This window comes from Pedobacter sp. MR2016-24 (genome assembly GCF_026239655.1).
Taxonomy (GTDB): Bacteria; Bacteroidota; Bacteroidia; order Sphingobacteriales; family Sphingobacteriaceae; genus Pedobacter.
Genome location: NZ_JAPIVO010000004.1, coordinates 650,279 through 675,239 on the forward strand (window position 1 = coordinate 650,279; position 24,961 = coordinate 675,239).

Below are 24,961 nucleotides of genomic sequence, written 5' to 3' on the forward strand. Positions count from 1 at the left end.
GATTTAGTGCTAAGATGCGGATAAATTATTTAACCAGTTTGTTCACTACCTTATTTAAGGTCAGTCCCTGTACAATGATAGAAAATATAACAATAAGGTAACTTGCTGAAACAATGAGCGATTTGTATGGTGATTCCGGTAAGGAAAGTGCTAATGCTACGGAAATCCCACCCCTTAACCCGGCCCAGATCAGTATGCCCAGTTTATTGAAATCCACATTGAGCGACCTTCTCAGCAGGACCGTAGGTACAGCTATACTCAAACCTCTTGCAATTAAAACAAAGACAATGGAAAGTAAACTGATCAGCCAGTAGTTACTGAAAAATGGAATCACCACAATCTGCAAGCCGATCAGTACAAACAGGATAGTGTTCAGCAGGTCGTCTATCAAACCCCAGATTTTATCCAGCAAATCTTTGATTTGCTGTCCGGCTTCCCCATTACGGAGCTGCATATTGCTTAACATGAGTCCGGCAGAAACTGCCGCCAGCGGAATAGAGACATGCATCAGGCTACCCAGCACGGAGATTCCCATTACCATCGCCAGCGTAATCAGTAAAACTGGCTGTAGTTCCGTCAGTTTCCTGGCAAGTTTAATACAGACATATCCGGATACCACACCAAATAATATACCCCCAAATACTTCCTGGATAAACAATATCGCGGAATGCGTGAAGGAGAACGCTGTACTGGTATCTTCCGTCAGCTCCCTTAAGGTAACAAATAGCAGGATACCCACACCATCATTAAAGAGGGATTCACCACCAATGATGGTTTCCATAGAAGGCGGGATTTTTGATTTCTTTAGAATGGAAAGTACAGCTACGGGGTCAGTAGGAGAGATCAGGGCACCAAACAGGAAACAATAAATCAGTGGAATATCGATATGCAACAGTCCGGCTGTCCAGTAAAAAAGGAATCCGAAGATCGTGGTACAGCCAATCACACCCACGGTGCTTAAGATCAGTACAGGGATTTTCTGTGCCTTTAATTTGTCAAGGTCAAAATGGAGCGCACTGGCAAATAACAAAAATGCCAGCATCACATCCAGTAATGTTTTAGTGAAATCAATTTCTGTAGTCAGGTTTTCAATGAAACTATAAGCTACAGGAAAAGTCTTACCTGTAATCATAATGATGACGGAAAGTATAATGGCAATAACCATCACACCAATAGTGCCCGGAAGCTTCAGAAAGCGGTGGTTGATAAATGAAATGAGTGCGCTGATGGTAACCAGGACGGTAATGATTGTAAAAGTATCCATGTTTAAACAACGTCAAAAAAGTCGAATTGTTTGTTGAAAGGGCTTAGGGATGACTTTCCGATAGCCTCATACGCAGGAAAAACGGAATATTTTATATAGATTCGTTTAAACACCTGCATGAAATGAAATATTCAAAATTAGGAAAATCTGATTTATCTGTCAGCCGGATTGGGATAGGTTGCATGTCGCTAAAGGACAATGAGACTGAAAATAAGAAGATTATAGGGAAAGCGCTGGAAATGGGTGTCAATTTTTTTGATACTGCAGATCTTTATGAAAATGGGCATAATGAAATTAAGATCGGGCGTTTGCTTCAATCGGATCGTAAACGTATCATTCTGGCTACAAAAGTGGGAAACCAGATGCGTGCGGATGGAAAGGGCTGGGATTGGAATCCAAATAAGGATTATATTATTGCTGCAGTAGAAGGAAGTCTGAAACGTTTGGGGACTGACTATATCGATCTGTACCAGTTACACGGAGGTACTGTGAATGACCCGATAGATGATACCATTGCCGCATTTGAAATACTAAAGGAACAGGGAAAGATCAGGAATTACGGGATTTCTTCTATCCGCCCCAATGTAATCAGGGAATATACAAAAAGGTCAGCCATTGTTAGTGTCATGATGCAATACAGTTTGCTGGACAGGCGACCGGAAGAAACGTGTTTTGAATTACTGGAAAAACACCAGATCGCTGTATTGGGAAGAGGAAGCGTGGCGCAGGGATTACTGGTCGGCAAAACCGCCAAACCCTACCTGGGCTGGTCAGCCGGGGAGGTTGAAAAAGCCGCAAGGGCAGTTCAGGCAGTTTCAGGCGATTCCGCAACTGCTGCACAGACTGCTTTACGTTATGCCTTGCATCCTGCTGTGATGAACATTGCAGTTATCGGTGTAAGCAGCTTAGCGCAGTTGGAAGATAGTCTGCAAGCTGTGGAATTACCTGCATTAACAGCAGAAGAACTCACACAGCTGCAGGAAACGTTACCATTTAAAGGATATCAGGAGCACAGATAAGAGATGAAGTTATCATTTGGTACAAAGGTCAATAACCAGCCTAACTATTTTATTGAAAAGATCTGGAAGGGATTATTAAACGGCACAGGAAACCTGGAAGACAGTTACCATAACTATCAGGGGCGTTACCTGGCCAAGTTTGGTGAATTCTGGGACGGGGATAGCTTTGGTGAATTCCTGGAGCCGAAGATTCATACGATCCGCAGGGATCCGGAAAATAAATGGCGTGAGGGAACGGATATTCAGCTGATCATTCAGCAGGGGGAGCCCGACGAATTTCAGTTTGCACCCACTATTAAATGCCTGGGTGTACAGCGGATCCAGATCGACTATTCGAATTTGATCAATGAGGGGCCGGCAGTGTTTATCGATTATGAGCTGGTCGACAAAGAAACGCTCGCCAAACTGGTTGTCAATGATGGTTTTGCGACTATAGCAGAGTTTTTCTATTATTTCAATGAAGAATTCAGCGGCAATCTGGTACACTGGACACCGCTAAAATACCAGTAGCCCGTGTGCTGTATGTTTTTATTTACCTGTGGAGTTTGAATTCAAAATGCTCAAATAAAGGTGCGTCCGTCTCTTCAGGCAATCCCTCATGTGGTATCGCATAATATTTACCACCTATATACAGTCCGTCCGGCTTTTTCTCTACTTCCAGCTTTAAAAATCCATGCTGCATCACGCAATAACCTTTTAGCTCTACATTGTCGAACAGCGGATTGTCGTCTGTAAACCTGGGATCGTCCTGCTCCGCCAAAGAGTGCAGCTCGTCGAATCCACCGCCTCCGCAAACGATAAAAGGCACCCTTACTCCATCATCATAAAGTTTAAGATAACGCTGGTAATTATGGACGTGGCCACTCACCACAAGATCCGGTCGCACACCGGCTGCTGTGAAACACACTTCCATAAAATTGATCATTGGCAAACTTGATCCGTGATTGATATCTGCAGAATAGGGCGCATGATGAATGAAAACGATAATAGCTTTATCCTCTTTCTCTTTCGCAGCCTGTTTCAGCTCATCTATAAACCATAACTTCTGCTCTTCAGTCACCACACCGAATTTAGGTACATTACTATGGAGACCAATAATATTTGCCAGTGGTGTTTGCAGCGTCCAGTACACATGCGGCTGTACACCGCTTTTGCGGTCTTTATTGTCGCCAAATGGCACGGGTCTCGGATTTTCACCACAAAAAACATTGGCAAAGGGCGCCAGACTTTCATATGGAGTGGCTGCGGTGGTATTGACATCACTGTCATGGTTACCCGCAATCGCATAAATAGGTAAGGGATAGTTTTTATAAGGGGTGAAGAATTGCCGCTCATACTGGTCGGCCTCTCCAAAATGATATACGATATCACCTGCATGGTAGAGAAACGATGGCCGGTCGGCCCCGGTAACCATACACTGTTTAGCCATCTCTTCAGCAATCAGTCGCTGAAAAGCAGGAGATTTAATTCCTCCTGTATCACCAACCACGTGAAATACCATTTTAGTAGTGATATCTTTAAAATCTGGTTTTAAGCGGTAAGGGTATTTTCCGCATGGTGCCGGCAGGGGCTGAAACTTATAAGTGTCGTCTGGCTGATTTAATTTGAATATAGGTTTTGTTCTTTTATATGTATTTGATAAGGACATGCTGTGTTTATGCGTTTTTGATCAGGATTGACTCCAGTACGTTTGCCACATCTTCACATTTATCGGCTGCCATTTCCAGCGTTTGCAATATCTCTTTAGTTTTGATTAACTCTATTGCATCAGTTTCAAGCTGGAATAATCTGGCGATTGCGGTATTACAAAGATGATCGGCCTGGCTCTCTCCTTTATTAATTCTTGCACAAACATCAGTAATAACTTTTGAATTAGGCGAGTTTTTGAGTTCTAAAATTGCAATTTCAAGATCTTTGCACATCACCACCAGTAATTCTGCCAGCTGAATCATCTCCGGACCTACCACCTGGAGTTTATATAATTCGATATTAATAGCGGTAGCATAGATATAATCCGCTATATCATCCATGGAACTGACCAATGAGTGGATATCTTCCCTGTCAAAAGGCGTAATGAAGTTTTTGCTCAGTTCCAGGAATATAGAATGGGCGATGTCATCACCGCTTTGTTCCAGGTGACTAATCTCTCTGTAAAAAAACTTCTTCTCTTCAGGATCTTCCACGTTTAGCGCAAGGACAAGCGTTTCAGAGATTTTAACCAGGTTTTTAGCACATGCTTCAAAAGAAGGCTGGAACTTTTTATCTTTCGGGGTAAAGAGGCTGAATACAGAGTTCATAGAAATATGTTATTTCCCCAAATGTACCACCGTTATATTAACATAGTATGAATTAATCTGTTTAATATTTATTTGCTGCCGGAAAGCAGTACCAGTTCCGCTTCAGAAATAAGTTCCGGATCTTTGAACTGACGGTTCAGCAGCGCTTTTCTGATCCTGATTGTTCTGGTCGTAGTGAATACCACAGCACCTGTGGAATTAAAAGTATGGGAAACGTAAGTACCTATGGAAGGGTCAAACGCATGAATTCTAATCAGTAATTCGTAGATCACAAAAACGGGTATCGGCACGCCGCAAAGGTAATTTAACAATAGGGTAATATGTAATTATCATTCTGTTAATATATCGGCCGACTTAACATAGATTTAATATTGCCGCTGAAGCCATTATTTTGAGCATAAAATGCCATAAAATATTTCTTCAAAAATTACCAAAAATTTGCACGTCAATGAATTAACAATTGTATACATTTGCGCCACTCAAATAAAAAAAATGGCAAATCATAAAGATGTCAATAAACTCACGGCTGCTGGTTTATTAATAAGCTTAGGAATCATTTACGGAGATATAGGTACGTCTCCTCTTTACGTTTTTAAAGCAATCATTGGAAAAAGGGAAATCACTGCAGATCTGATTCTCGGTGGTTTATCATGTATCTTCTGGACCTTAACGCTCCAAACTACTATTAAGTATGTTATTATTACCCTTCAGGCTGATAATAAGGGAGAGGGAGGCATCTTCTCGCTCTACTCGCTGGTCAAGCGAAAAGCGAAATGGCTGATCATTCCGGCAATGATTGGCGGGGCCGCACTCCTGGCGGATGGGATCATGACACCTGCAGTTACGGTTTCATCAGCAATTGAAGGACTGGGGATTATTTATAAAGACCTGCCTACGATCTATATCGTCATCGCCATCATTACGTTTTTATTTGGTATCCAGCAATTTGGTACTTCTTTTATCGGAAAAGCATTTGGTCCTATCATGTGGCTGTGGTTTACAATGATTGCGGTACTGGGCATTTCTTATGTGATGCAATTCCCGGGGATACTAAAAGCGATCAATCCTTATTATGCATATCATATATTGTCGACCAACCCGGAGGCCTTTTATATCATTGGTGCGGTATTTCTCTGTACTACAGGTGCGGAAGCACTATATTCAGACCTTGGTCACTGCGGACGGTCAAATATCCGCGTAAGCTGGGTATATGTTAAAATCTGCCTGATCCTGAATTATATGGGGCAGGGGGTATGGTTATGGCAATTACAGGGAAAACACCTTGGAGAGGATAATCCTTTCTTTCATATTATGCCGCAATGGTTCCTCATTTATGGTATCCTGATCGCTACCGTAGCGGCAGCAGTGGCCAGTCAGGCACTCATTTCCGGCTCATTTACCCTGATTTCTGAGGCTGTACGTTTAAACTTATGGCCAAAAGTAAAAATCAATTATCCAAGTAACTCTAAAGGACAACTATACGTACCTTCTATGAACTGGGTATTGTTTATTGGCTGTATCCTGGTGGTACTGATCTTCCAGAAATCTGAAAATATGGAAGCCGCTTATGGTCTTTCTATTACCGTAGCGATGCTGATGACCACTGTGCTGGTGTCTATATTTATGATGCGTAAAAAGGTGCCTATGTACCTGATCGTGATCTTCCTGGTGATTTATGGTATCATTGAAATCACTTTCCTGGCCGGTAATGCCGCTAAGATACTCCATGGAGGCTGGTTCACGCTGATCTTAGGACTGTTATTATTCTCTATCATGTGGGCCTGGTCTAACGGGCGCAGGATCAGAAACCGCTATATGCGTTTTGTAGATATAGAAAAGTTTTATCCGATCATCAGTAAAATCAGTGAGGATGAATCTATCCCTAAGTATGCGTCTCAACTGGTGTACCTGACCAGCGCTAACTTTAGTTCTGAGATCGAATCGTCAGTGATGTATTCTATCATACAAAAACATCCTAAACGAGCCGATGTTTATTGGTTATTGCACGTAGATGTAACGGATGAACCTTTTACAATGGAATACAAAGTAGAGCAGCTGATTGATAAAAAGCTGGTCCGTATTGATTTCCGCCTGGGCTTCCGGGTAGAGCAACGGGTGAATGTACTGTTCAGGAAGGTAGTGGAAGAACTGGTTAAAAACGGAGAAATTGACATCACCAGTAAGTATACCTCACTGAGGGAACACAATATTGTGGGCGATTTCAGGTTTGTGGTTATCGAGAAAATACTGTCAAATAACAACGGTCTGAAGTTTATTGAACGTGCAACGATGATTTATCACTCGGTACTCAAAACCTTCAGCGTACCGGAAGAAAAAGGATTCGGACTTGACCTCAGTTTTGTGGCAGTAGAAAAAGTGCCTTTGATTGTAGACTTGCCGACCGACTTCGAATTAAAGCGTCTGGTGTAAGGTCTTGTTCTTTCCAAAGTCTGACGGCCTGATATTGGTGAGCTGAAAAAATGCTTTACTGAAGGCCGCCAGACTATTATAACCTGTTAAAAAGGCGATCTCGCTGGTAGACATATCATTCTGTAAAAGCATTTCCATTGCTTTTACCACCCTTAAAAGTTTAAGGTACTGGAGGAAAGAAATGCTCATGGTGGACTGGAACAACCTGGACAAAGTACGTTCGCCTATATTGAAGCGCGCAGCTAAACTTTCCAGTGTATTCTCCTGCGAAAAGTGCTGCGACAGGAATAACAGGATCGGTCTCAGTCTGGTATTCGAGGTTGTAGGCAGGGCTACCGGGAAAGATTTAGTACTCAGTTTTGGCAGAATATCTTTAATAGCTGATAAAAAGCTGAATCCCTCATCTTTTTTTTCTATAAACCCTGTCAGGTTCTCCGTGAAGACGATCATTTCAAATAACAGGTTGTTTACAGGGTAAATACCCAGTTTGCTATAAAACACATCTTTTGCATCATCATTTGTATAATAATATAGATTACGTGTAACCGTGGCCGCATTCCTTACCTTTAAAAAGTGCGGCATTCCCTTCGGGATCCATACATAATGTCTTGCCGGGATGATATAGGTTTTGTTTTCTATATAAATATACGCAATACCACCCTCAACATAAGTGAGCTGGCCTTTGGTATGCGCATGCAGGGGTAATCTCCGCTCCAGTTTTTCATGTACCACGTAGACGCTTTTCGGCTTCAGGTCAATCTCTTGCAAATAGGTTGTGGTGTCTGAATTATACATTGGCTGGAATGGACAAATAATTGGTAATATAGGCAAAATAGCAACATTGCGAATGCGTAAATTTGTGTATTATTTTTGATATGAAGTACTATACTACACCCATCGCTCTTACATTCCTGTTCACCACGCTGTTGAATGAGGTATCAGCGCAGCAAACCCAGGCCAAAATTCCTTTTACAATCGACCAGATCTGGCAAAAGGTAAGTGAAAACAATAAAGCAGTACAGATGCAGGACCTCAGAATTTCAGGTACTGTAGAGAATATAAAAGATGCCAAAGCCGAACGTTTACCGGATATTTCTGCAGAAGGGGAATATGCACGTGTAAGTAACCTGCCTATTTATAAAAACGGTCTTTTCCATACACCCGCACAAATGGAGGTGGTACATACCTCCTACAAATTTGGAGCTGATGCTTATCTGAACCTCTATAACGGCAGTAAAACCAATATCAAAATTGCAGAAGAGAAAAAAGAGAATGAGATTGCGCATGAGCAACGGAACCTGACCATCTCAGAAATGAGGTTAAGGGCGACCGCTTATTATCTCGATCTGCAGCGCAGTGATATCTTCAAAAAATTATTATTAAAAGATATCAGCGATCAGCAAAAACAACTGGACGAGATCAAACAGCTCCAGAAAAACGGGGTAGTGCTTAAAAGTGATGTGCTGCGGGTAACCCTTAAATTATCGCGCCAGCAAATGGCATTGGTTCAGCTAAACAATGATATCGCGATAGCGAATCAAAAACTGGATATCCTGACCGGAATGCCGGATGAGACCCTGGTGGATCCCGTAGGTGATGCAGAGGCAGACCTTCCTGTATTAAAAACATATGCAGACTATCTTGCTGAAGCCATGGACCATTCCTTTGCCTATAAAATATCGGAAAAAGAAGGAGAACTGCGCAAGCTGCAGCTGAAAGACGTAAAAGCAAATGTCGCTTTCAAGCTGGGGATGTTTGCGAATTACAATTATTCCTATCCGCAGATTTTACTCTACCCTTATTCCATCGCTGTTTATGGTTTGGGTTTCGCCGGGTTAAAAGCAAGTTTTCCTATTTCCTCTTTTTATCACAATGCACATAAAACCAGGGCAGCAGAACTGAAATATCAATTGCAGGAAGTGGAACATGCGGATACCCAGGATAAGATCAGACAGGAAGTGAACGAAGCTTATTTAAGATACAGAGAGTCGCTGACCCGCATTGATGTTGCCAAAGAGAACATTACCCAGGCCATTGAAAATTTAAGGATCGTGAACAATACTTATTTCAACCAGCTTGCCTTAGTAACCGATCTGCTGGATGCAGATACCCAGTTACTGCAAACACGTTTCGACTATGCCGCTGCGAGAATTGCAGCAAGATTACAATATTATCAATTACAAAAAGCTATAGGCAACCTATAAGATGAGCACTCAGAAGAACTACACGAATACAGATCAGTTAATTACCAGGATAACGGCATGGATTGCCGGCATTATTGCAATTGGCCTCGCCATATGGGGAGTGATCTTCCTCTTTGATTTTTACAGTTATGAAGAAACCAACGATGCGCAGGTTGAAGAATACATCAACCCTGTTACCTCCAGGGTCACCGGTTTTATCCGCGAGATTAAATATGAGGAAAACCAGGAAGTAAAAAAGGGGGATACACTGCTGGTGATAGACAACAGTGAATATAAACTGCAGCAGGAAGAAGGCGAAGCGGCCTTAGCCAATGCACAGGCGCAGATCAGTGTGATGGAAAGTAATGTGGCCACCACTGCAAAAGTATCTGTAGCAAGTGAATCTCAGATCGCTTCCGCCAAGGCTAAACTGGTGAAACAGCAGCAGGATTATGACCGTTACGAGAAGCTGTTTAAGGTAGAATCTGCTACTCAGCAGCAATTGGAAAACAGCAAGGCTGCCTTGGACGTTGCCAATTCGGAATACCGCTCTGCCGTAGAAAATTACCAGGCCTCTTTATCAAAGGTGAACGATATAAAGGCACAAAAAGGAGTTTACGAGGCGGAAATTAAACGCAGGCAGGCTTTATTGAGCAGAAACAAGCTGGATGTGGGCTATACGATAATCCGCGCACCTTATAATGGTAAAATGGGCAGGAGAACCATTCAGGAAGGTCAGCTCATTCAAGCCGGTCAGACGCTGGCTTTCATTGTCGACAAAGAAGCCGGTAAATGGGTCATTGCCAATTTTAAGGAGACACAGATCTCTCATATGCATATCAATGCTGCGGTGGAAATCACTGCAGATGCCTATCCGGGGAAAACTTTTAAAGGGACCATCGTGTCCTTATCGCCCGCTACCGGCGCGCGTTTTTCTCTCCTGCCGCCGGATAACTCTACCGGTAATTTTGTGAAAATTGTACAGCGCATTCCGGTGAAGATCAGGCTGACCGATAATGCTGCAACGCTGGATCAGCTGCGCGCAGGAATGAATGCGAATGTGAAGATAAATAAAGACTAATGACGATCGACTTACCTGTATTTAAATCCTGGGTGCCTGAATGGTTAATCAGGGGAACTATCTTTCTGGTGATCTTTCCGGGACTGCTCTTGTTTGGCTTATCCACAGCCAGTGGTCCGGGTGCAGCAGGATATTATGGCATAGAACCGGCAGACGTGCAATATTCCATGATTGTATTTTATGCAGCTGTTGCCGGTTTTTTCGCACTGGAACGCAGGTTCTTTGTATTTACCGCTACGAAGGAATATTTCCTGCTGAGCCTGATTATCCAGATCGCGACAGCCTATGCGTGTTTTCATACGCAGAACTTGTATATACTGTTATTCTTCCGGTTTTTACAGGGCATGTCCAACTGTATGTCCACCAGTATCTGCATTACCCTGATTTTTAGCAGGCTGCACAGTGAGCGTGCCAGGGAGATTGGTTATTCTATCTTTTACAGTATGTTATTGTGCATTACGCCCATTTCTACGATGGTTACGGCACCCATACTTGATGCATTTGATTTCAACACCTTATATAAATTTATTATTTACGCCTACCTCCCGGGGGCCATAATTTTACTGGTGATCATGAACAATGTGAGGTTAAACAGAAAAATGCCTTTGTATCAGCTGGACTGGTCAAGTTTTATCATCTATTCTGCGGCTTTATGTTTACTGGGATATGGGTTGGTGTACGGGCAACAATATTACTGGTTTCAGGACAGGAGGATAGTGCTGAGCCTCAGTGCTGCAGTCTTGCTGATCCTGCTGCATATTGTCCGGCAACTCCATCTGAAACGCCCTTACCTCAGTCTTGAAGTTTTCAAACACCGTAATTTCAATGTGGGGGTGTTCCTGATATTTGTCCTGTATATTGTGAGAGGTGCATTAGGGATTGTCTCTGTATACTTTGCGGTTGTAATGGGCATGGATCCAATACATATTGCCTATGTTTTGCTCGCAAATATTGCAGGAATCGTATTCAGCGTACTGATCTCTTCCCGTTTAATCCTGATGAAGAGACCAATGCGGCTGGTCTGGATCTATGGCTTTTCACTGATGCTGGTTTTCCATGTATGGATGTGGTTTTTATTCAGTTCACAGGCGGAAGCATCAACTTATGTTATTCCTTTAATGGTACAGGGAATGGGAGCGGGGATGCTGATGACACCCATTATTATTTACACCATTTCTTCAGTACCTGCACATCTGGGCAGTACCGCCTCGGCTACTGGAGTATTTTTCCGCTTCACCGGATTTTGCAGCAGTATCGCGATCATTAACTATTTCCAGTTGTACAATAAGAACAACCATTATAACCGTTTCCAGGATCAGCTGAGTTTGTTGAACGTTAGTGTGACGGACAGACTAACGCTTTATACCAAAGGATTGACAGGGAAAGGTGTTGCTCCTGAGCAGGCGGCAAAAATAGCAAGAGGACTGCTGAACCGCTCTGTTGAAGTCCAGGCACAAATACGTTCCATGATGGACTATTATTTACTGATCAGTTGCCTGCTGGTGGTGGTGCTGCTGGTGATTGCGCTGTTCCCTTACTTAAACCGTACCAGGATAGACCTGAAATCTAACCAGCCAGCACCGGCATCATATTAAATTACAGTTCCCGAAATTTAGGTCCTGATAATTTTTTCTTTCTCGTCCTCATCCTCGTCTCTTTGTCCGTTTCCAAGGTCTGATTTTGGGGTGTTTCCATGCAGAGATTCGTCATTTCTGGATGATAAAGGATCATTATTATCATTTTTTGAAGGTTTTAACTCATCTTTTTTTCCTTCAGTCTGATTTAAATTTTCCACATAAGGCAGGGCTGTGCCTTCACGGTGCTCCGTAGTGCTATTAAACTTCGGTTGAGTTAAATTTTGTGGATTTTCTATGTCATACCCTTCATTATCAGGTGTTTCTGATTTTTTGTCGTTCTTCGTGTTTTCCATGATTTCTCGTGTTAATGCTGATTGATAATCTAACAATGAGGGCAGGAAATGGTTTTAATTAATGCAGGGGCATATAATTTATAAATAATCCTACGTTTTAGATTTGGAAGAAAACCAATAATTATTACCTTTAGGACCAGAAATCAAATTTAATTAACAAAATATCATGGAAAAATTCGCACAATTAAAAGAATTAATCGCCGGAGTTGAGGCTGATGCAGACAAGTTTTATAATTCAGGTAACGGCGCTGCTGGTACCAGAGTTCGTAAAGCAATGCAGGATTTAAAAACTTTAGCTCAGGATATCCGTACTGAAGTTACTGAAAAGAAAAACAGCGCTAAATAATTTTAATTCTGGAAACAGATAATTAGGAAAAACCCGGTTAAGCATTTAACCGGGTTTTTTATTTTAAGAATGATGTTTTTGCCTTGCTATACAGAAATTCTATTCCACGTTTCTTAGCGGCCGCTTTGTTTTAATCACATGGTCTACCGAATAGGGCCCGGATCCAACAATCCAGAATAAGATGAGCAGCAAAAGTACAATTACGGATAACCATAACTCCGAGTTCAGGAAAGACAATCCCCTGGTCATGTTGACGAAGAAAATGGCACCCACCAGGATAGGAATCTGGATGACCACCGCGAAACGGGTCACTAAACCGATCATGATCAGCAGGCCACCTACAAGATGTACAAATGCGACGATGTGCAGCACAACCACTGCCATCAGACCTGAAAATCCGAAAGTATTATTTTGCACGATCCATTCCTGCTGGACCCCCGTATCACTGATAAAAGAAATGCCTTTACCTAAAATCAGCAGGCCGAGTGCCATACGGATGATGTCGAGCCATTTGGTATGATGTAAATCTCCCCAATGCTCTACTTTTTGAACAATATTCATAATGTCCTCCTTTTTAAGCTATTATATTTGGTGATATTGAAGTTAAGCATAAAAAAGAGCTTATTTTCAACTATTTTTATCAAAATTAAACATCCATACCATACCAAATTTATCTTTCACTACTCCGAACAGCGCACCCCAGAACTGTATTTTTAAGGGATCAATAATTTCACCGCCTGCCGAGATATTCTTATAAAAGGTATTTATTTCTTCTTCACTGCTGCAGTTTACAGAAATAGCGAAGTTATTTCCCAACTGAAGCGTTCTGTTCCCGATCATATCTGAAGCCATTAAAACGAGGCTGTCTTTGATTAATGAGGAGTGCATAATTGCATTTTCATCTGTACCCATACACTGTGAACCCATGTTGGTATCTTTAACTGCCATTAGTGACAGTTCTCCTCCCAATGCATCCCTGTAAAACGTCATCGCTTCACGTGCATTGCCATCAAAGGTTAAATAAGGGCTGATTGTTGTTGTCATGTTGTTGTTGTTAAATGAATAATGTGTTTGGAATAATCAAATGTAACAGGCAGATGAAAACAACGTGAGTCCTGAATCAGACATTAAAAGGGAGTAATTGCGACAATCATATGCTGCTGACATACTGTTGTCATTGGATCCTTTAATTTTGGGGAATAATAACAACCATATGAATGATCAAAAGATAAATGCCTTTACTATTATCGGCCTTGCTGTAAGAACTGCAAATGGCAAAGGACAGGCGGAGACAGATATACCTGCGCTTTGGAACAGATTTATGTCTTCACAAGCCGCAGATCAGATTCCGGGGAAAACAGATGATACGTTGTATTGTGTATATACTGACTATGAGAAAGACCATACTGCGCCCTATACGGTAATTCTGGGCTGTCGGGTGCATTCCATAGACCAGCTTCCTGAAGGTATGACGAGCGTGAGCATCAAAGCCGGCAACTATGTTGAATTTACAGCAAAGGGCAATATTATGGAAGGTATAGTCTACCATACCTGGCTGGACATTTGGGCATCTGGTCTGGACCGGGCTTATGAAACAGATTTTGAAGTATACGGACCAAAAGCGCAGGATCCGGGAAACGCTGAAGTACCTGTATTTATAGGGGTCTGATCATTGGCCGGATCGACCAGTAGTCTTTTATTCCGCTTTTAATCTTGTAATGGCAAACATCACAATGGCAGACAATACCGTCAGTACAAAATAACTTGCGCCCAGATTGAATTCATCCTTTGCGGGCAGAAAACTGATGATGGCATAACTGAAAAACGACACAATTACATAAGTAATTCCACCCGTTAAGCCCCCAGCTATGCCCGCATTTGTCGGGAATTTAGTCAGGCAGAAAGTGAAATAGTTATTGAATACATATCCGGCAGTAGCGTGAATAATGAAGGCGAAAAAGATAAGTGAATACAGGTTGGAAATATAATGGATACTTGCCAGCATAGCGATGACAAAAATGGCCTGCAATACCAGGTTAATGACCATTTTGCGCATGAATGGACGATTGATTGTTGCTTTGCCGGCAAAGCCGCCAACCATCCAGGCAAATCCCAGTACCAATGAACTGTATCCCGCAACAATGGGCGACAATCCAAGGTTATGCTCGATGATGAAAGGGCCGGTCATATTGTAAATCATTACCATACAATAAGCCAGGCCAAGCATCACTATTCCCAGGGTGAAACTGGTTGTTTTTAACATCGTTGTATAAACGCCAGTGATGCTCTTGAAGTGAAATACAGTACGGTGTTTTAGCGTCTCGCCACTGTAAATCAATTCCAGTATCACCATCAGCACGGCTAATCCGGCAAGAAAGTAAAAGTTAGATTCCCAGCCAAATAGAGTTTGCAGGTAACCACCCAGAAAGGGAGCAACAATTGGTCCGGTAGACCATATAATAGAAAACAAACTTAAATAATGTTTGAGTTGATCTCCGGAATAGATGTCTACGAAAAATGCTCTTTTAGCCACGATAATTGCACCTACAGTTAATCCGTGAATAATCCGCATCAGGTAGATCAGGTAAATATCATGCGTCGTAGCGATGACCAGACTTGCTATTGCAAAAATAACCAGCGCTGCCTGACTAATTTTATAACGGCCAAAGCTATCCAGAATACTCCCTATAAACAACTGTGATACACCGTAACTGATCAAAAAAAGACTCAGTGTAAGCTGCACATCGATGCTGCTCACATGTAATGTTCCTGCCATAGCAGGCAATGAGGGGATATAGATATCTGTTGCAAATCCAGAGAGCGGTAATAAGGCAAAGGCTAGTATTGTAGAAATTCCCTGGTGTTGTGGTTTTAAAGAATTGGATCTCTCCGGACTGGTAGTCATTAAATATGGTGTCAATTTTGAATGGCCAAAGGTAGTTTTTATGAAGAGCTAAGACGGCCTGTTAAAGAACATGTTTGTGTAAAGTTCCGCCAGATTCACATTTCTTATCTCTAAAGCTGGTTATATTCGTTTATCAATTTATGAATTCAATATGGAAGCACATACTCAGGATACAGCATATCACGAACTTAAAGTTTACACTTTTAAGAATGAGACACAGCAAGAACTTGTTACCAATTTTTATACTGTAGCCATACCAGCATATAACCGCGCAGGTGTTAAAAATGTCGGCGTTTTTACCGAACTGGAACCAGTCGGCCAGACAAAATTGTATGTCCTTATTCCCTATCAAAGCATTGCACATTTCGCGGCAGTAAATGCTCAACTGGAAAATGATGCTGCATATCAGCAGGAAGGTGAGTTTTATCTGAAGGCTCCGCCACTAGAGCCAGCTTACGAAAGAATAGAAAGTTCACTGATGCAGGCTTTTAAAGGGTTTCCGGAGCTCGTTGTGCCTTACAAACAAACCCGGATTTTTGAATTGCGTCAGTACCAGAGCCCGACTGAATCGGCCGGCAAAAAGAAAATAGAAATGTTCAATGAACAGGGAGAGATAGACATTTTCAAACGTCTTAATTTTAATCCCGTATTCTGGGGGGAAACCGTTATCGGGCTGCAGATGCCGAATCTGACCTATATGATCACTTTTGACGATCTGGCTGCTAAAGATGCACAATGGGCCAGATTTATAGATGATCCGGAATGGAAAAAGATCAGTGTAGCAGATGGATACTCCAATGAGGAACTACTCAATGAGATTGTATCTACGCTTTTAATTCCTGTAGCTCACTCTCAGATTTAGTAAAACTATCAAGAAATAATAAACACAATGGAATATAGACAACTAGGAAATTCGGGCCTTAGAGTGCCGGTGTTGAGTTTTGGTACCGCTACCTTCGGTGGTAGCAATGAGTTTTTCAAAGCATGGGGCAGCACCCAGGTAGATGAGGCCACGCGTATGGTTAACCTCTGCCTGGACGCAGGTGTTAATCTTTTTGATACAGCTAATGTATATTCTGCCGGGGCTGCCGAAGAAATTTTAGGCAAAGCTATTGCCGGATTAAGGGATAAGGTACTGGTATCTACCAAAGCTACTTTTCCACTGGGTGAAGGCATCAACGACTATGGATCTTCGCGTATTCATTTGGTAAAATCCTGTGAAGACAGTCTCAAAAGACTGGGAACTGATCATATTGATATTTATCATATGCATGGTTTTGATGGCAATACCCCCATGGATGAAACGCTGAAAGCTTTAGATCATTTAGTACAGAGCGGTAAAATACGTTATATTGCCTGTTCCAATTTTTCCGGATGGCACCTGATGAAATCACTCTCTATTTCGGAGCGCCATGGTTGGGCAAAATACATTGCGCACCAGGTATATTACTCGCTGCTGGACAGGGACTTTGAATGGGAACTGATGCCTTTAGGTATTGAGGAACAGATCGGTGCGATGGTATGGAGTCCTTTGGCGAGTGGAAAGCTGAGTGGTAAGTACCGCAGAGATCAGCCTTACCCTACAGATGCACGTGTAGCACAGGGAGGTAGTCCTGTAGCATCCATTTCAACAGATGATGCGCGACTTTATGATATCGTTGACGTATTGGATCAGCTGGTGGAAGAAACAGGGAAAACCGCAGCACAGATTTCATTGAACTGGGTGTTACAGCGACCAACAGTGGCCAACGTAATTATTGGTGCCAGGAATGAAGAGCAGCTCAAGCAGAATCTTGGTGCAGTAGGCTGGAACTTAACCACAGATCAGGTGAAGAGACTGGATAAAGTGAGTGAAATTCGTCCTGCTTACCCATACTGGCACCAGCGTCAGTTCCCGATGTTAAACAATTCACCAAAATTATACGGTAAGAGCTAAATTAATTTATACGCTGCACAATATTTAACGATTTGATTCGTCTTTATATGGAGAGCGTTAATTTAGAAAAAGCGGAAAAGGACGGATGTGCCATTTCCGCTTTTTCATTTTTATCCTTTTGTTGTGCGCTGTTTGTATTTCAGACCACCGTTTAATTTAAAAGCTGATCAGCTTTTGAATACTATAAATAGATACTTCGCTACGCAGCTCAAAGCCCAGATCTTTATATACCTTGACAGCACGCTCATTGTCGGCTCTTACGTGTAAGAAAGCAATATTCCCGTTTTGCTGTATAAGCCTGATCTGGTTTTGTAACAGCATTCTTGCATAACCTTTACCCGAATGGGCGGGGTGGCAGCATACTGCACTGATTTCTGTGTAATGGAATGGATGCATCCTGTTACCTGCCATTGCTACCAATTCATCTCCTTCAAAAATGCCGTGGTAACTTCCAAATTCAATCGTATTCGCAAAAAATGGTCCCGGTTTAGTCAGTTGTGTCAATGCAATCATTTGTGGTACATGCATGCTTTGCAGAGGAATAATTCGGACATCCATCATTACAGGCTGCATGACGGTGTTATATACCATCTGTAAACACTTCAAATGATTCAGTACTTCCCAGGGATGAGCAATAGTTAATTCAGTGGGACTGAAAAAAGCGAATGTACTTTCAGAAGGCAACATATGGTATAACTGTTCGAAGTTTTCAGCTGTCGCTTCTTTTAGCCCTACAAAAGGGGCAACGTCATTGGCGAAATGTTTTGCATTCTCAGTGCCATTTGAAAGCTCTTTATTACCAGAAATAAGTGCGTTGTAAACAGGGTTGTCGAGTATGTGTTCCATTTTTTAATGATTATTGCCGGATTAAGCAGCATTATAATACTGGCAATTTGCCAGTACGTCCAAATTTATGATAATTCAGTTTCTGATTTATTGTTAGACTCAATCTTTATACTAAATAATTGTATTTTGCATAATTCGCTGGTAAGCAGCAGGCATAAAAAATGATGACAAAATCTATAAACGAACTTTCAAAGGAGGAGATAGCGCAGTTATTTCCGGTTATATTAGCTAATTACGATCCTCTTTGGGCAAGGCTTTTTGTAGAAGAACAGCAACTAATTTCAAATGCACTGGGGAAAATCGGATTGAGGATAGAACATTTTGGTAGTACCTCTATTCCAAATTTAACTGCCAAAGACACGATTGATATTTTAGTCGAAATCCCTGATGAGCAAGTTCTCAACGATGATATCATTGCACGCATGAAAAACATTGCCTATGATTTTATGTGGCAGGCAGATGGTGATCCTCCTTATATGGTTTTTGTAAAGGGTTACAATACCGATGGTGTCAAAGAGCAGACCTTTCACATCCATATGGGGCCACGTCAGCACAAATTATGGGACAGAGTTTATTTCAGAGATTACCTGATTGCCTTTCCAGAAGTGGCCATGCAATACGAAGCTTTGAAATTAGCATTGGCACAAGAGTACAAATATGATCGTGTAGGTTATCGAATTGCAAAAACAGATTTCGTAGTCAGCGTTACCGATGAGGCCAAACAGTATTATTTGAAGCCTGGAGTTAAGTAGCATCCTTATCGTAACACCAATACATAGACATAGCTAATAAATTTAATAGTAAACGGGAAATAGAATGAACGCAGAAACAACGCTTAAAAATCAGGAATTAATCAGATACGCATATGCTGCTTTTAACGCCAGAGACATTGATGCCATACTAAAAGTCATGCATGCTGATGTGAAATGGTCAAGAGCATGGGAAGGTGATTATGCGAAAGGGCACGATGAAGTCAGGGCTTATTGGGAAAGGCAATGGAAAGAGATTGATCCACATGTGGTGCCGGTGGGTTTCCATGAAAGACCGGACGGCATTTTAGAAGTTGAAGTAGATCAACTGGTGAAAGATTTAGATGACAAGATTTTATTTGATGGAAAAGTGAAACATCTGCACCTCATCACAGATGGTATGATGCAGCAAATGGATATTGAGCAACCAGGATAGTTATAAGATCAATACAATTTCAATCCTTGTATTTATAAACCTTTGAGTCTGTAATGTGTTAATAGTTTGTATTGCTCAAAATATCAAATGGGCTGTTTCGATTTCAAGATATATGCAGAAAAAGGAAATTAAACTTCAGGTAAAAAAAGAGGGTAAAAAAACCAAACGCTCTTTGAGCGGATTTATGAAGAAAGGCGATCAGGAGCAACTGCATCAATTCAGGGTCGGGATTAAAAAGTTACGTGCGGTGGCTTCGCTGATTGAGCAAACCACGGCACTGGTTCATGTTCGCACCGAACTGAAACCAATAAAACAAACCTATCAGCTTAGCGGTCAGGTGAGAGATAGTTACCTGCATGTAAAATTGGCTAAGACGCTGCCAACTACTGATAGGGAATACCTCTCTCATGAAAAACTAGTAATGAAAAAATCCGCTCGGAAATTGCGTAAAGACCGACCTCATCATTATAAAATGTTACGTCGCGCTCAGGGGAGATTGCTGAAAAGCATTCCGAAAGTTAAAGACAAAAAGATCAGTCAATTTTACGAAATGGAACTTCTTGGGATCGGAGGATGTTTGAGCTCCAGTACCGGAGATGAGCAAATGCATGAGTGCAGAAAGCGGCTAAAAGTCTTATTATATAATCTGCCGCTGGTTGCAGCTACACTTGACATCGCTGTTAATAAAGACTATCTTCAGCAAGTGCAGAGTGTTATCGGCGACTGGCATGACCATGTGCTGGCAGCAGAACAGTTTCCTGAGCTGGGGGGGAAATCTGAAGAGTTGATGCAGGAGGTGAAGGGACTTACGGAAGATTTTTACGGGCGTGCAACTACGGTTGCCAAGTTGATAGTTCACAAAGAGGCGTAAGTATGGGCGTAGAAATCGAGCGTAAATTTTTAGTTAAAAAGGAACTTTGGGCAGCACTGGAGAAACCACTGGGCAAACACTATCGTCAGGGCTATTTGATGAACAGCGAGGATCGTGTGGTGCGTGTCAGGATTGCGGGCGACCATGGCTTTATAACGATCAAGGGTGCCGCACAAGGTATCAGCAGGTTAGAGTATGAATATGAAATACCGAAATCAGATGCGGAAGAGATGTTGGATAGGTTCCAGCCCGAAGGAACTGAAAAAATCAGGTATCGCATTCCGGAGGATAGTGGTTTAGTATGGGAAGTAGACGAATTCCTTGCTGCAAACGCAGGTCTTATTGTGGCCGAGATCGAGCTTACTGACGAAGATCAATCATTTACCCGTCCGGATTGGCTGGATCAGGAAGTGACCCATGATGAGCGTTACGCTAATTCTAATCTGGCCTTACGGCCGATCAATTCTTAGCTATGGTGTTTCTATGTTCTAAATCAGCCGTTAATGGAACGGTTTATTGCCTGTATGTTTTGTGTATGACCTCTTTTACCAGTATAAAATCCTGACTGTCTTCCGGCAGTATCTGCTTTAATTCTTTGAGCATTTCGGGGAGAAATCTCGTTTTAATCGTTTTGTAAAGCACCTCAAAATCTTTAATCTCTGCCTCAATATTGATCAGCATCTCCTTGTACCTGATATGTTTATCCTGAAGTTTTATTCTTAAATTTTGTAATTCGTGGCTATCGGAATTTTCATGGCCTATCTGGGATCTGATCATTTCAAGATTGTCCAGTGCATCAATCATGTGCCCAACCTTACTATTACTAATTGCTTTTAACCCCATTTCCTCATCTGTATTATCAATCTGCAAAAACACCGGGGAGAAATCCGGATTATTGTAAAATTAAAACAGGGAGATTAAAGTGGGATTAAAAACAAATTTAAATGGAATTAAAAATATAACAGGTGATGCAAACCTTAGTTATAGATGAATCATGATGTCATTTATAATTGATGGAGCTCATCATTAGTGCTTGCATTGTACAACAATGACACTTTAAAAACTGAATCCTCCTGTATTTCTTTTGCGGATAGCTTCTTCAGTTTTTGGAACGAGGACGTCCAGTCCCATGGTTAAAACCCTTTCCTGTACTTCTTCTATAACCGGGCGGAATGATTTATTATAGTCCCGGAAGGCGATCTCATAACTTCCGCCGGCCTTTTCAAAGGCATCCGCCAATGCTGCGGCACCATCAATGGCCAGCGAGCCGCCCATCCCTGCAGCGGGAGAAGCGCAGTAGCCTGCATCGCCGACCAGTGCAACCCTGCCTTTTGTCCAAGATGGCATCCTGATCTGGCAGAGTTTATCAAAATAAAACGTTTTGGAATCCATCATCTCCTGCAACAGTTCTTCGGTTCTCCAGCCTTCTCCCTTAAAATGATCCAGGATGATCTTTCTTTGCTGGGCTTCATCGCGGTAATCATATGGAATCTCCTTTGCTGAACGGAAGCACAGCACAATATCTGTCTTATTATTGTAGGCATTCAGCATGATGGCCTTATCCGGCACATTGAAAAATTGTGTGGTGTTCTCTTTGATCAGCAATTTATTGACGATAGTAATGGAAAAATATTGGCCCAGAAAATGGGAATACTCCTGCTGGTGACCAAACCAGATTTTCCTTACTGAAGAATGGATCCCGTCACAGCCCAGTACCAGGTCAAAATGCTGCATTGAACCATCATTAAAAGTAACTTCCATATGTTCACTCGTTTCCTTCATTGAGGTAACACTGGCGTTAAAAATGAAATGGGTATCGTCTTTAACCAGCTCAAAAAGCATGTTCAGCAAGGTATTACGTTCAATTTCAAATCCTTCTTCGGTGAGCTGTTCACGTCTTTTCCTGAGTACCATTGATCCTTCGGTTACATCATCAGCATTTTTGAACTCCAGTAGTTCCATAGCAATACTGTTAGCTTTGATCTGCTCGAAAAGACCCATTCTTTTAACAAGATCTATCGTATTGCCCTCAATGTTTACTGGCGTTCCGCCCAATTTTATTCCTTTGCCTATTTCTACAATAGTTACTTTGTAACCTGATCTGCTCATCCAATAAGCTGAAGATAGGCCGGCAAAGCTTGCGCCGGAAATCAGTACTGTTTTTTCTGGGGATGTTTTCATCTTATTTGCATTTATTGATATGCAAAGAAACGCTGTAACACAGTGATAAAAAATGGCAATATAGTGTGAGTATTGGACTATTCGTGGTTTCTGTTCCGGAAAGCCAGGGCAGACATTCCGGTGATTTTAGTAAACAATCTTGAAAAATAAGGGTAATCATCATAGCCCAGCTGGGTAGCAATTTCCTTGACTGATTTGCCAGAATGATACAGCAGACGTTTGGCCTCCAGGATGATGCGCTGCTGGATATGATAGGAAACAGGATGCCCTGTTGCATTTTTAACACACTCATTCAAATAAGGAGCAGAAATATTCAGCTTTTCAGCATATCCAGCCGGCCCTTTGAGCTTGCTGAAGTTCTGTTCCAGTATTTCCCGGAAAGCTTTGGCAATAGCTTCGAATCTGGAAAGTTTATCTGCGGATTTTGCTTGTTCAAGGTATTGTGAAATAGTCATCGATACCAATGTATTACAACTATCCTTTAACAGTGAATGATATAACCTGTCGTGCTTACGAATGGAAAGTTTCAAACAGAGCGACGCCGCATCTTTGAAAAGTGAAAATATTTCTTCATTCAGCGGCAATGGCTTAAGAGGAGTAAGTTCTTCCAGTATTTTCAGGTATTCCTGATGCAGATTTTCATTATCAACTGCCCAGCTGTTTACTGTTACGTCTTCAAAACTGAGGATGCGATGCACCTGGTTAGGGTGCATGTAAATGACAGATGGAGCTGTCATCTGGTAAGTCTGAAAATCTACTTCTATAGTGATTGTACCCTTTTCCAGCAAGTGAAAGCTATGGCGGTCGTGCCTTTCGGCATGCTGTGCATCAATGCCCATAAGCAAATCATTCAGGCACATTTTTCCAATAGAAATACCGCTATGGTATTCACCCCCGAAATCATTTACAGGAATGGACGTGTTTTTTTTGCGCATGGCTTTCAACCTCAACACGCAAATATAGGTTAATATGCTGTGAAGTAATATCTGGCATTACTAAAACGAATTCATCATTCCGCTTAAAATCCACAAGCGCGAATATTTCGTTAGTATCTCCAGTTTAGTTTAAATTCCTGGCAGATTTAATAATTAAAATCGCCAACTATACGCACTCGTTATATGCATTTTCAGACTTTATGGTTGGGATATCTTTCCTGTATTAGAAGCCGTTTAATGTTCTTTGGTACAAAGTCTGTCAAAGATATGGCCTATTGGCAGGAGGAGCTGTTTATAAAAATGGTTGCATTTTCACTGCCTGTAAGTCTGGGTTTGGTTATACCCAGCATCGTCTTTCTGTGGCGATCGGGGGCTTACCCAATCTCTATTATAGACCTATTGGCATTCTTCAGTATTTCCTGGGTGTTATTATTTACGCGTTTGCCAATCAAAAGCAAAATGGCTTTTGCGGTGAGTGTGTTAACAGTGGTGGCGGTGGTATTAATTGCTTGTCTTGGTTCATTCGGGATTGGCAGCATCTATCTCCTGGCATTAAGTGTAGTGATATCCCTGCTGTTTTCCAGGAAGATCGCCTATTTCAGCATAGGATTGAACTCAATTATTTTTGCGATGTTCTCTGCATTGATTTATTGGGAAATTGTCGACTGGCCTGTGGTTCAAAATTATGAAATCAATATGTGGGTTACGTATTCGCTGAACTTTTTATTCCTGAACGTGATGCTGGTCATCGTAATTATTCATCTGTTATCAGGTTTACAAAACACCATTGATCATGAGGAAAATCTCCTGTGTGCTCTGAGGACGGAACTGGAGGTTAAAACCAGCCGCAATTTATACCTGTCTGACTCAGAAGGTCACTATAAGAGTCTTTTCTTCAAAAATCCGTCACCTATGTGGATATTCGACGCGGTCTCTTTACGCTTTTTACAGGTAAATGATGCTGCAGTAATTAAATATGGATATTCAGCAGAGCAGTTTACGGAGATGACTATTGATCAGATCAGGGTGGAGCCTTTGAACTTGATAGCAGAAGGATTGGCAAAAACCGTGCGTACCGAAACAGTATTTGTCAGCGTAGCACTGCACCGTAAAAAAAATGGCGAGCAATTTTATGCCAAGGCAAAATGCAGTACTATTCCATTTCAGGGCAAGCAGGCGCTTCTTGTTATTGCGCATGACATTAGCACTCAAATAGCCCATAGTAGTGCGATTGAAGCACAAAATGTGAAATTAAGGAAGATTGCATATATGCAGTCGCATACCGTACGTGCACCACTTGCAAAGATCAAAGGTTTATGGTCTCTATTGGCGTCAGATAAAGAGATGATTTCAGATCCCGATTTGTTTAACCATATGCAGACCTCTATTGAGGAGCTTGATACCGTTATTCGTGGGATTACGAAAGATAGTGAAGTTGTTCCAGCAGGGAATGAGGTATAAGGTATTCAGAACATTGAACAATGATAACAATGACAGTCCGGGTTGTTTTGTGCTGGTCACCTTATAGCTTAGTCAATCATATATAATTTAA

At 41.8% G+C, this 24,961-nt stretch carries 28 protein-coding genes; 15 read left to right on the forward strand and 13 right to left on the reverse strand.

Annotation, left to right across the window (positions count from 1 at the left end; all coding sequences use genetic code 11):
- Nucleotides 1–25 precede the first annotated feature (25 nt).
- On the reverse strand, nt 26–1,264 hold the full coding sequence (locus tag OQX62_RS13735) for a cation:proton antiporter (protein ID WP_265832106.1): 1,239 nt from the start codon (nt 1,262–1,264) through the stop codon (nt 26–28).
- Between the two features lie 122 nt (nt 1,265–1,386).
- Here OQX62_RS13735 and OQX62_RS13740 point away from each other — a divergent pair, with 122 nt between their 5' ends.
- Nucleotides 1,387–2,283, forward strand: coding sequence for an aldo/keto reductase (locus tag OQX62_RS13740; protein WP_265832107.1), 897 nt, complete (start codon nt 1,387–1,389; stop codon nt 2,281–2,283).
- 3 nt (nt 2,284–2,286) lie between these two features.
- Nucleotides 2,287–2,793: a hypothetical protein gene (locus OQX62_RS13745; protein WP_265832108.1), complete on the forward strand. Its 507-nt coding sequence runs from the start codon at nt 2,287–2,289 to the stop codon at nt 2,791–2,793.
- Nucleotides 2,794–2,815: 22 nt separating this feature from the next.
- On the opposite strand, the gene OQX62_RS13750 is transcribed toward OQX62_RS13745, so the two are convergent.
- From OQX62_RS13750 to OQX62_RS13760, 3 genes are all read right to left on the reverse strand, one after another.
- Nucleotides 2,816–3,931, reverse strand: coding sequence for a metallophosphoesterase family protein (locus OQX62_RS13750; RefSeq protein ID WP_265832109.1), 1,116 nt, complete (start codon nt 3,929–3,931; stop codon nt 2,816–2,818).
- 7 nt (nt 3,932–3,938) lie between these two features.
- On the reverse strand, nt 3,939–4,580 hold the full coding sequence (locus OQX62_RS13755; RefSeq protein ID WP_265832110.1) for a DUF47 domain-containing protein: 642 nt from the start codon (nt 4,578–4,580) through the stop codon (nt 3,939–3,941).
- A gap of 68 nt (nt 4,581–4,648) precedes the next feature.
- Entirely contained in the window at nt 4,649–4,891 is a 243-nt protein-coding gene (locus OQX62_RS13760; protein ID WP_265832111.1) for a hypothetical protein, read from the reverse strand.
- A gap of 181 nt (nt 4,892–5,072) precedes the next feature.
- Here OQX62_RS13760 and OQX62_RS13765 point away from each other — a divergent pair, with 181 nt between their 5' ends.
- A complete protein-coding gene (locus tag OQX62_RS13765) occupies nt 5,073–7,010 on the forward strand; it encodes a KUP/HAK/KT family potassium transporter (RefSeq protein WP_265832112.1) in 1,938 nt (645 codons plus the stop codon).
- Here the strand turns inward: OQX62_RS13765 and OQX62_RS13770 are convergent.
- Entirely contained in the window at nt 6,993–7,805 is an 813-nt protein-coding gene (locus OQX62_RS13770) for a helix-turn-helix domain-containing protein (RefSeq protein WP_265832113.1), read from the reverse strand. The two genes, OQX62_RS13765 and OQX62_RS13770, sit on opposite strands and share 18 nt — an antisense overlap.
- Before the next feature lie 80 nt (nt 7,806–7,885).
- Between OQX62_RS13770 and OQX62_RS13775 the strand changes: the two genes are divergently transcribed.
- Genes OQX62_RS13775 through OQX62_RS13785 form a run of 3 tightly spaced genes read left to right on the forward strand, consistent with a single transcriptional unit; the run spans nt 7,886 to nt 11,869 of the window.
- Entirely contained in the window at nt 7,886–9,214 is a 1,329-nt protein-coding gene (locus OQX62_RS13775; RefSeq protein ID WP_265832114.1) for a TolC family protein, read from the forward strand.
- Nucleotide 9,215: 1 nt separating this feature from the next.
- Nucleotides 9,216–10,274 carry an HlyD family secretion protein gene (locus tag OQX62_RS13780; protein ID WP_265832115.1) on the forward strand — a complete coding sequence of 353 codons (1,059 nt, stop codon included), beginning with the start codon at nt 9,216–9,218 and terminating at the stop codon, nt 10,272–10,274.
- Nucleotides 10,274–11,869 (forward strand): MFS transporter, encoded by a 1,596-nt coding sequence (locus OQX62_RS13785; RefSeq protein WP_265832116.1) that lies wholly within the window; start codon nt 10,274–10,276, stop codon nt 11,867–11,869. Before OQX62_RS13780 ends, OQX62_RS13785 begins: the two co-directional genes overlap by 1 nt.
- Before the next feature lie 17 nt (nt 11,870–11,886).
- Here OQX62_RS13785 and OQX62_RS13790 read toward each other — a convergent pair whose 3' ends face one another.
- A complete protein-coding gene (locus OQX62_RS13790) occupies nt 11,887–12,204 on the reverse strand; it encodes a hypothetical protein (RefSeq protein ID WP_265832117.1) in 318 nt (105 codons plus the stop codon).
- Nucleotides 12,205–12,370: 166 nt separating this feature from the next.
- Between OQX62_RS13790 and OQX62_RS13795 the strand changes: the two genes are divergently transcribed.
- Complete coding sequence (locus tag OQX62_RS13795; protein ID WP_265832118.1) at nt 12,371–12,550, forward strand: histone H1; 180 nt, start codon at nt 12,371–12,373, stop codon at nt 12,548–12,550.
- 99 nt (nt 12,551–12,649) lie between these two features.
- Here OQX62_RS13795 and OQX62_RS13800 read toward each other — a convergent pair whose 3' ends face one another.
- Together OQX62_RS13800 and OQX62_RS13805 are read right to left on the reverse strand one after the other, a co-directional pair.
- Nucleotides 12,650–13,111, reverse strand: a complete 462-nt coding sequence (locus tag OQX62_RS13800; protein ID WP_265832119.1) for a DoxX family protein — start codon at nt 13,109–13,111, stop codon at nt 12,650–12,652.
- Nucleotides 13,112–13,177: 66 nt separating this feature from the next.
- Nucleotides 13,178–13,594, reverse strand: coding sequence for a VOC family protein (locus tag OQX62_RS13805; protein WP_265832120.1), 417 nt, complete (start codon nt 13,592–13,594; stop codon nt 13,178–13,180).
- 169 nt (nt 13,595–13,763) lie between these two features.
- Between OQX62_RS13805 and OQX62_RS13810 the strand changes: the two genes are divergently transcribed.
- Nucleotides 13,764–14,219 (forward strand): GyrI-like domain-containing protein, encoded by a 456-nt coding sequence (locus OQX62_RS13810; protein ID WP_265832121.1) that lies wholly within the window; start codon nt 13,764–13,766, stop codon nt 14,217–14,219.
- 27 nt (nt 14,220–14,246) lie between these two features.
- Here the strand turns inward: OQX62_RS13810 and OQX62_RS13815 are convergent, their stop codons facing one another.
- Nucleotides 14,247–15,455, reverse strand: a complete 1,209-nt coding sequence (locus OQX62_RS13815; protein ID WP_265832122.1) for an MFS transporter — start codon at nt 15,453–15,455, stop codon at nt 14,247–14,249.
- Nucleotides 15,456–15,606: 151 nt separating this feature from the next.
- On the opposite strand from OQX62_RS13815, the gene OQX62_RS13820 reads away from it, so the two are divergent.
- Nucleotides 15,607–16,317 (forward strand): NIPSNAP family protein, encoded by a 711-nt coding sequence (locus tag OQX62_RS13820; protein ID WP_265832123.1) that lies wholly within the window; start codon nt 15,607–15,609, stop codon nt 16,315–16,317.
- Nucleotides 16,318–16,344: 27 nt separating this feature from the next.
- Nucleotides 16,345–17,391: an aldo/keto reductase gene (locus OQX62_RS13825; protein WP_265832124.1), complete on the forward strand. Its 1,047-nt coding sequence runs from the start codon at nt 16,345–16,347 to the stop codon at nt 17,389–17,391.
- 156 nt (nt 17,392–17,547) lie between these two features.
- On the opposite strand, the gene OQX62_RS13830 is transcribed toward OQX62_RS13825, so the two are convergent.
- Entirely contained in the window at nt 17,548–18,237 is a 690-nt protein-coding gene (locus OQX62_RS13830; RefSeq protein WP_265832125.1) for a GNAT family N-acetyltransferase, read from the reverse strand.
- Nucleotides 18,238–18,398: 161 nt separating this feature from the next.
- On the opposite strand from OQX62_RS13830, the gene OQX62_RS13835 reads away from it, so the two are divergent.
- The 4 genes from OQX62_RS13835 (at nt 18,399) to OQX62_RS13850 (ending at nt 20,763) form a co-directional block, all read left to right on the forward strand.
- Entirely contained in the window at nt 18,399–18,989 is a 591-nt protein-coding gene (locus OQX62_RS13835) for a GrpB family protein (protein ID WP_265832126.1), read from the forward strand.
- Nucleotides 18,990–19,053: 64 nt separating this feature from the next.
- Nucleotides 19,054–19,422, forward strand: coding sequence for a nuclear transport factor 2 family protein (locus OQX62_RS13840; protein WP_265832127.1), 369 nt, complete (start codon nt 19,054–19,056; stop codon nt 19,420–19,422).
- Nucleotides 19,423–19,534: 112 nt separating this feature from the next.
- Nucleotides 19,535–20,293, forward strand: coding sequence for a CHAD domain-containing protein (locus tag OQX62_RS13845; RefSeq protein ID WP_265832128.1), 759 nt, complete (start codon nt 19,535–19,537; stop codon nt 20,291–20,293).
- 2 nt (nt 20,294–20,295) lie between these two features.
- Nucleotides 20,296–20,763 carry a CYTH domain-containing protein gene (locus OQX62_RS13850; protein ID WP_265832129.1) on the forward strand — a complete coding sequence of 156 codons (468 nt, stop codon included), beginning with the start codon at nt 20,296–20,298 and terminating at the stop codon, nt 20,761–20,763.
- Between the two features lie 43 nt (nt 20,764–20,806).
- On the opposite strand, the gene OQX62_RS13855 is transcribed toward OQX62_RS13850, so the two are convergent.
- The 3 genes from OQX62_RS13855 to OQX62_RS13865 all read right to left on the reverse strand — a co-directional run bounded on the left by OQX62_RS13855 (nt 20,807) and on the right by OQX62_RS13865 (nt 23,409).
- On the reverse strand, nt 20,807–21,136 hold the full coding sequence (locus OQX62_RS13855) for a hypothetical protein (RefSeq protein ID WP_265832130.1): 330 nt from the start codon (nt 21,134–21,136) through the stop codon (nt 20,807–20,809).
- A gap of 213 nt (nt 21,137–21,349) precedes the next feature.
- The gene (locus tag OQX62_RS13860) at nt 21,350–22,474 is read right to left on the reverse strand and encodes an FAD-dependent monooxygenase (RefSeq protein ID WP_265832131.1); all 1,125 of its coding nucleotides are present in this window, start codon (nt 22,472–22,474) and stop codon (nt 21,350–21,352) included.
- A gap of 77 nt (nt 22,475–22,551) precedes the next feature.
- Entirely contained in the window at nt 22,552–23,409 is an 858-nt protein-coding gene (locus tag OQX62_RS13865) for an AraC family transcriptional regulator (RefSeq protein ID WP_265832132.1), read from the reverse strand.
- A 237-nt stretch (nt 23,410–23,646) separates the two neighbouring features.
- On the opposite strand from OQX62_RS13865, the gene OQX62_RS13870 reads away from it, so the two are divergent.
- Nucleotides 23,647–24,870: a PAS domain S-box protein gene (locus tag OQX62_RS13870; RefSeq protein WP_265832133.1), complete on the forward strand. Its 1,224-nt coding sequence runs from the start codon at nt 23,647–23,649 to the stop codon at nt 24,868–24,870.
- Nucleotides 24,871–24,961: the final 91 nt, after the last annotated feature.